General features: G+C 42.4%; 5 protein-coding genes and 3 tRNA genes. All 8 read left to right on the top strand.

What is annotated here, in order from left to right; genetic code table 11:
- Positions 1-26: 26 nt before the first annotated feature.
- Positions 27-103, top strand: a tRNA-Arg gene (locus tag C9J42_RS20645).
- Positions 104-153: 50 nt separating this feature from the next.
- Positions 154-230 (top strand) — tRNA-Arg (locus C9J42_RS20640).
- Between the two features lie 50 nt (positions 231-280).
- Positions 281-357, top strand: a tRNA-Arg gene (locus C9J42_RS20635).
- Positions 358-800: 443 nt separating this feature from the next.
- Complete coding sequence (locus C9J42_RS20630; RefSeq protein WP_107208699.1) at positions 801-1,055, top strand: oxaloacetate decarboxylase subunit gamma; 255 nt, start codon at positions 801-803, stop codon at positions 1,053-1,055.
- A 56-nt stretch (positions 1,056-1,111) separates the two neighbouring features.
- Positions 1,112-2,893: a sodium-extruding oxaloacetate decarboxylase subunit alpha gene (oadA, locus tag C9J42_RS20625; protein WP_107288115.1), complete on the top strand. Its 1,782-nt coding sequence runs from the start codon at positions 1,112-1,114 to the stop codon at positions 2,891-2,893.
- Between the two features lie 9 nt (positions 2,894-2,902).
- Positions 2,903-4,039 carry a sodium ion-translocating decarboxylase subunit beta gene (locus C9J42_RS20620; RefSeq protein ID WP_107208701.1) on the top strand — a complete coding sequence of 379 codons (1,137 nt, stop codon included), beginning with the start codon at positions 2,903-2,905 and terminating at the stop codon, positions 4,037-4,039.
- A gap of 130 nt (positions 4,040-4,169) precedes the next feature.
- Positions 4,170-4,616 carry a YqaA family protein gene (locus C9J42_RS20615; protein ID WP_045153637.1) on the top strand — a complete coding sequence of 149 codons (447 nt, stop codon included), beginning with the start codon at positions 4,170-4,172 and terminating at the stop codon, positions 4,614-4,616.
- An 11-nt stretch (positions 4,617-4,627) separates the two neighbouring features.
- Entirely contained in the window at positions 4,628-7,477 is a 2,850-nt protein-coding gene (locus C9J42_RS20610) for a pitrilysin family protein (protein ID WP_107302272.1), read from the top strand.
- The last annotated feature ends 93 nt before the right edge of the window (positions 7,478-7,570 follow it).

Raw genomic sequence — 7,570 nt, 5'->3', positions numbered from 1 at the left:
GCTTGTTGCTGTTACACCGATTTAGTGCGCGCGTAGCTCAGCTGGATAGAGTACCTGGCTACGAACCAGGCGGTCGGAGGTTCGAATCCTCCCGCGCGCACCATTTTTAAAAGTGATAAGCCTTAACGCTTGTTGCTGTTACACCGATTTAGTGCGCGCGTAGCTCAGCTGGATAGAGTACCTGGCTACGAACCAGGCGGTCGGAGGTTCGAATCCTCCCGCGCGCACCATTATTTAAAAGTGATAAGCCTAACGCTTGTTGCTGTTACACCGATTTAGTGCGCGCGTAGCTCAGCTGGATAGAGTACCTGGCTACGAACCAGGCGGTCGGAGGTTCGAATCCTCCCGCGCGCACCATCATTTAAAGCCCAGCTTTTGCTGGGCTTTTTTGTATCTGTTGTTTTCTGATTTCTAAGTATTACTAAGCCTTTATAATATTATTGTTAATAAGTAATAATAATGATTTTATTTGCTTAGTATCAATAAGGGTATCTAACTGCTTATTTGATACGATAACTTCTCTTTTTTAGCTGAATGCTATCCTTTCTAGATATTTTTAAAATTCCTTTTTTTATTACATTTCAGTATGTTGATTCTATATATGCAATCTTTATGTATTTGTATTCATATTGTGTCTGCATGTAATGAAATCTTGCAATTAAGGCTGATAAATATGCTTTAATTTGAGTAAAAATCAGACTGATGTTGCAAAAACAACCAATTTTTGTGAATCAATTTGACTTGTTTTCAATTGTCGTGATAATCGTTAACACTACGGTCACAACTAGAAGGAATTTATGATGACTGATCTGGGAGATGCGCTGTGGCAAGCAGCGGTAATTATGGCGACAGGAATGGTCGTTGTATTTGTCTTTCTGTCAATCCTTATTTTTTTGGTTCATTTGTTGGCAAAATTTGCGCCAGCTGACCAAATTGAAGCGCCTAAAGCTGCCAAGCCGGCAGTGACCCAAAATCAAAACGGTATTAAGCCTGATGTCATTGCAGCTATTTCTGCTGCTGTTCATCAATATCGTCAAGCTAAAAGCACTAGCTAATTTCACAGCACACAGTTTTGATTTAAGGACACTTATTCTTACAAGGAGTTTTGAACATGTCCAAGCCTCTAGCTATCACCGATGTTGTATTGCGTGATGCACACCAATCTTTATTTGCTACCCGTCTTCGTTTAGAAGATATGCTTCCTATTGCCGCGCAACTTGATGATGTTGGTTATTGGTCGTTAGAAACATGGGGTGGTGCAACATTTGATTCGTGCATTCGCTATCTTGGTGAAGATCCTTGGGAGCGTCTGCGCGCATTAAAGCAAGTGATGCCAAAAACACCGATGCAGATGTTACTTCGTGGACAAAATTTACTTGGCTATCGCCATTATGGTGATGATGTTGTAGAGAAGTTTGTTGAGCGCGCACACGCGAATGGTATGGATGTTTTCCGTATTTTTGATGCCATGAATGATGTGCGTAATTTTGAAAAAGCCGTAAAGTCGACGATTGATGTTGGTGCTCATGCGCAAGGTACTATTTCTTACACAACAAGTCCGGTTCATACTTTAGATACATGGACCGATCTTGCTAAGCGTTTAGAAGATCTCGGTTGTCACTCGCTATGTATCAAAGATATGTCAGGTTTATTGAAGCCTTATGAAGCGGAAGAGTTAATTAAGCGTATCAAAGCATCATGTGATATTCCGCTAGCTTTACACAGCCATGCTACAACCGGTTTATCTACAGCGACAGCAGTGAAAGCCGTAGAAGCGGGACTCGATATTCTTGATACATCGATTTCATCAATGAGCCAAACTTACGGTCATACACCAACTGAAACAGTGGTAGCTATGCTCCAAGGTACAGGACGTGATACCAACCTTGATTTAGAAAAGTTCGCACCTATTGCTAGCTATTTCCGAGATGTTCGTAAGAAGTACGCGAAATTTGAAGGTAGTTTACGCGGTGTTGATGCTCGAATTTTATTAGCACAAGTTCCTGGCGGCATGCTAACTAACATGGAAAGTCAGCTAAAAGAGCAAGGTGCTGCTGATCGTTTTGATGAAGTGTTAGAAGAGATCCCACGTGTACGTGAAGATCTTGGCTTTATTCCACTGGTCACCCCAACATCACAAATTGTCGGTACTCAGGCTGTATTGAATGTACTGACTGGTGAGCGCTATAAGAGCATCAGTAAAGAAACGGCGGGTATTCTAAAAGGTGAATATGGCGCAGCACCAGCGGCTGTAAATAGTGATCTTCAAGCGAAAGTACTTGAGGGTGCTGAGCCTATTACTTGTCGTCCAGCTGATTTAATTGATGATGAGTTAGCTATCTTAACTGATGATCTTGTCGCAAAAGCTAAAGCTGAGGGTATTGCGTTAGCCGATCAACAAGTTGATGATGTATTAACGTATGCATTGTTCCCGCAAGTTGGACTTAACTTCCTTAAAAATCGTAATAATCCTGATGCCTTTGAACCTGCACCAACAGGTGAAGAAGTAGTAACCACTGCCGCTGAAACGAAAACGGCATCTGAGGTTGAAAGCTATAGTGTACGTGTTAATGGTCAGGTTTATAACGTTGATGTTGCTGAAGGCGGTGAATTGTCTTCTGTGGAAGTGGCACAGCAACCAGCAGCTCCTGTTGCTGCCGCATCAGCTCCAAGTGCAACTGCTGAAGCTGTTGGTGCGCCATTAGCAGGGAATATCTTTAAGATCAATGTTCAGCCAGGTCATCAAGTAACAGAAGGTGATGTTCTTGTGATCTTAGAAGCGATGAAGATGGAAACCGAAGTACGTGCCGCACGTAGTGGTGTGGTTGATCAGCTACATGTTAAAGAAGGTGATTCCGTCACTGTCGGTTCGCCGATCATTAGTTTGTCATAAGAGGTAACCATGGAAGGTTTATTAAAACTCTGGTCCGAAACTGGGATTGCAAACTTTGAATTCGGTCAGATCGTGATGATCGTGGTTGGTTGTGGTTTGTTGTTCTTGGCCATTCGTAAAGGCTTTGAGCCATTATTATTACTGCCTATGGGCTTTGGTGCCATTCTTGCCAATATCCCGAATGCTGGGTTTACTGATCCTGGTGGTTTGCTTTATTACATCTATTACGTAGGGATTGAAACGGGTATTTTCCCGCTATTAATCTTTATGGGTGTAGGTGCAATGACCGACTTTGGCGCGCTGATTGCAAACCCTAAAACCTTGTTATTAGGAGCAGCGGCGCAGTTTGGTATTTTCTTTACCTTATTTGGCGCTATTTTACTTAACGTTGTACCGGGAATGGAATTTTCGCTAGCAGATGCTTCGTCAATTGCGATTATTGGTGGTGCTGATGGCCCAACGGCTATTTTCTTAGCAAGCCGATTGTCCCCTGATTTACTTGGTGCGATTGCGGTGGCAGCTTACAGTTACATGGCTTTAGTACCAATTATTCAGCCACCAATTATGAAAGCACTGACGACACCTGAAGAGCGTCAAATTCAGATGCAGCAGCTTCGTCACGTGACGAAGATGGAAAAAGTATTGTTCCCATTAGCTGTACTGTTGATGACGATTTTGTTCTTACCATCAGCAACCCCATTAGTCGGTATGTTCTGTTTAGGTAACTTAATGCGTGAATCTGGTGTTGTGGATCGCTTATCAAATACAGTACAAAACGAGTTGATCAACATCGTGACAATTATGCTAGGTTTAGGTGTTGGTTCGAAGCTTGAAGCTGCAACATTCCTACAAATCGAAACATTAGGTATTTTGGTACTGGGCGCGGTTGCATTTAGTGTTGGTACTGGTGGTGGTGTATTAATGGCAAAAGCGCTTAACCGTTTTAGTAAAGAGCCAATTAACCCATTAATTGGTGCAGCAGGTGTATCTGCCGTTCCAATGGCGGCACGTGTGGTGAATAAGGTGGGTTTAGAGTCAAACCCTCAAAACTTCTTATTAATGCATGCAATGGGACCAAACGTAGCTGGTGTATTGGGCTCTGCTGTAGCTGCAGGCATCTTGTTAGCATTGGTGGGTGGAAGTTAAGGTATTTCTTTCACTACCTAGTTAAAAAGGCAGCGTTTCGCTGCCTTTTTTATTTAATGACAATATAAAAATATGTTCAGTTATCGCTTCAAATGGCACACTTTGCCTTCCTAATAAAAAGGTGACAGACATGACTGATTTATTTACCGGGGATACGGGCTTATGGGTTCTATTTGCGACCGGATTTCTTAGTGCCACATTGTTACCAGGCGGATCTGAAGCGAATCTTATCGCTGCTGTCAAATTAGGGGATAACCCGATATGGCAAATAGTAGCGGTCGTTGCGATAGGTAATACCTTAGGTGGATTAACTAATTATTGGTTAGGTCTTTTACTACCAGATAAAACTTCAGAGCAAAAACAGAGTCATAAAGCGTTATTGTGGCTAAAAAAATACGGCTACTGGAGTTTGTTACTTAGTTGGATGCCAATTATTGGTGATCCCTTATGTTTAGCGGCAGGTTGGCTACGGATGCGATTTTGGTGGTGTGCAGTAGTCATTTTAATTGGTAAAACATTACGTTATATCGCATTAGCTGCAATCGTATTGGGACTTTTCCCTGCATTATCGTTTTAAGGAATTCGAGCGTGAAAAAATGGATCCTGAGTGCAGCCGTCGTGTCATTGACAGGTTGTACTCAATTTACTGAACAGCAGACTACCCAAGTGTTACCAAAAGGGGTAACGTTTATTGAGCAAGTTAAAGCGGTACAAGGGAAAGCTGTGATCCCTTATAGTAAATACCGTTTGGCTAATGGGTTGACTGTTATTTTATCGCCGGATCACTCTGATCCGTTAGTGAATGTGGATGTGACTTACCATGTGGGCTCTGCGCGAGAGCAACAAGGTAAATCAGGTTTTGCGCACTTTTTTGAGCACATGATGTTTCAAGGCTCTAAGCATGTTGGTGATCAACAGCATTTCAAATTGATCACAGAAGCGGGCGGTAATTTAAATGGCAGTACTAACCGTGATCGCACGAATTATTTTGAAACAGTCCCAGCCAATCAATTAGAGAAAGCCTTGTGGCTTGAGTCTGACCGTATGGGCTTTTTACTTGATGCGGTATCTCAGCGTAAGTTTGAAATTCAGCGTGATACAGTGAAAAATGAGCGTGCACAAAACTTTGAAAACCGTCCGTATGGTTTGATTTATGAAAAAATGGCGGAAGCATTATACCCTCGTAGCCACCCATATTCATGGCAAACCATTGGCTATGTAGAAGATTTAGATCGTGTTGATGTTAACGATCTTAAAGCTTTCTTCCTGCGTTGGTACGGGCCAAACAATGCGACGTTAACCATTGGTGGTGATATTAATAAAGCGCAGACATTGGAATGGGTGAATAAATACTTTGGCTCTATTCCACGAGGTCCTGAAGTAAAGGATGCACCGAAGCAGCCTGTGACATTGCCGTCTGATCGTTACATTACACTGCAAGATAATATTAAGCAGCCCATGTTAATGATGGCCTGGCCGACAGCGTATTTAGGTGCAGCAGAACAACCATCATTGGATATGTTAGGCCAAGTGATTGGAAGTGGCACGAATAGCTTACTTTATCAAAAGCTGGTGAAAACAGGTAAAGCTGTTGATGCAGGCGCATTTCAAGATTGTGCAGAGCTTGCTTGTAGCATGTATGTGTATGCGATAGCACCAAGTGGTGATAAAGGTCACCTAGACACATTACGTAAAGAAGTGATGTCTGTCGTTAACGGCATTGAGCTACAAGGGATCAAGAAAGCCCAACTGGATGAAATTAAAGGCTCGGTTGAAGCGAGTGCGATTTATGGCTTACAAAGTGTCAGTGGTAAAGTGTCGCAACTTGCGGCTTATCAGACTTTCTTTGGTAATCCTAACTACATTGCAACGGAACTAGCGAATATTGATAAAGTAAATACGCAAAGCGTAATGCGTGCGTATAACCAGTATATTTATCAACACCCGAGTGTTACGCTCAGTGTTGTTCCACATGGTGAATTACAACTGCAGGCAGCGAAACCCAATTATGCGCCTGCGCCACGTGTGTTACCTAAAAATACCAAGATCAATGATCAAGATTTAGCTTACCGTACGGTTAAAGATAATTTTGATCGTTCAGTGATGCCAAAGGCTTCAAAACCAGTGAAAGTCGTCATGCCCACACTGTATGAGTTTAGCCTTGCGAATGGGATCAAAGTGGTTGGTACCCAGTCCCAAGAAACTCCAACGATCAGCTTACAGTTAACCGTACCTGCAGGGCGTCGTTTAGATCCTGCAAGTAAAGAAGGTTTAGCTGAGCTGACGGCTGCGATGATGAATGAAGGCTCTGAGAAATATACCGCAGAGCAAATGGCATCTAAGTTAGATACTCTTGGCAGTAATATTTCAGTACATGCTGGATTATATGGCACCACGATTTCACTCAGTACGCTAACGAAGAACTTACCTGAAACGATGGCGTTATTAGAGCAACGTCTTTTCCATCCCGCCTTTAAAGAAAGTGATTTTAAGCGTCTTAAAAAGCAGATGATTGAAGGTATTGTTTATGAGCATCAAAGTGCGGATTGGTTAGCGGGGCAAGCAACACGAGAAGTCTTATTTAAAGGTACTGTGTTTGGGCGTCCAACGGATGGTACTAAGCAAACGTTGAGCCATATTACCCTGCAAGATGTAAAAGACTTCTATCATCGTTATTACACTCCTAACAGTGCTGATGCGGTAGTGGTGGGCGATATAACACAAGCGAAACTAGTACAAGCGTTAGCGCCTATCGGACAATGGAAAGGAGAACCTGCGCCAAGTATTGCACCACAAGTTCTACCTGTATTAAAGCAGCAAGCAATTTGGTTAGTGAATAAGCCTGATGCTCCACAAACGGTGATCCGTTTAGTACGTCAAGGGATGCCGTTTGATGCCACCGGTGAGCTATTTAAAACCCAATTGGCTAACTTTAATTTAGCGGGTAACTTTAATAGCCGTATCAACATGAATCTACGTGAAGATAAAGGCTTTACCTATGGCGCGGGAGGCTATTTCAGTGGCGGAAAAGAAGTGGGTGTGGGAGTTTATTATGCTCAAGTTAGAGCCGATGCGACGGTTGCCTCTATAAAAGAGTTTCTCGCCGAACTAAAGAAAATGAGCACATCAGGATTAACCGATAAAGAGGTTAACTTTATGCGCTTAGCTGTGGGTCAGAAAGATGCTCTTAGTTATGAGACGCCAAGTCAAAAAGCATCATTGTTAGGTAATATCTTAGCTTATGATTTACCAAAAGATTTTGTCGCTCAGCGAAACCATATTGTCGATACTATTACTAAAACGACAATGGATAAATTAGCGCAGAAATGGTTTAACCCGAAAGATTATCAAATTATTGTGGTGGGTGATGCGAAGACATTGGAGCCACAATTGAAAGCGTTAGACTTACCTGTTCATTTGCTTACATTAACGAAGTAACAGGTACTCAGTAACAGCTAGTACCGAGTGCTAGTTGTTACTGCTTAGTAAAAGTCTTTCGCAAGTTTTGCTGATATAAATGATGGTAATCAG

Origin of the sequence: Photobacterium sp. GB-56 (assembly GCF_003026105.1) — a bacterium.
Taxonomy (GTDB): domain Bacteria; phylum Pseudomonadota; class Gammaproteobacteria; order Enterobacterales; family Vibrionaceae; genus Photobacterium.
This window is presented reverse-complemented; position numbering and strand designations above follow the sequence as displayed.

What these genes read in the sequence shown, in the direction of transcription:
- C9J42_RS20630 (WP_107208699.1), top strand. Translation starts at nt 801, where the DNA reads ATGACTGATCTGGGAGATGCGCTGTGGCAAGCAGCGGTAATTATGGCG.
- oadA (WP_107288115.1), top strand. Translation starts at nt 1,112, where the DNA reads ATGTCCAAGCCTCTAGCTATCACCGATGTTGTATTGCGTGATGCACAC.
- C9J42_RS20620 (WP_107208701.1), top strand. Translation starts at nt 2,903, where the DNA reads ATGGAAGGTTTATTAAAACTCTGGTCCGAAACTGGGATTGCAAACTTT.
- C9J42_RS20615 (WP_045153637.1), top strand. Translation starts at nt 4,170, where the DNA reads ATGACTGATTTATTTACCGGGGATACGGGCTTATGGGTTCTATTTGCG.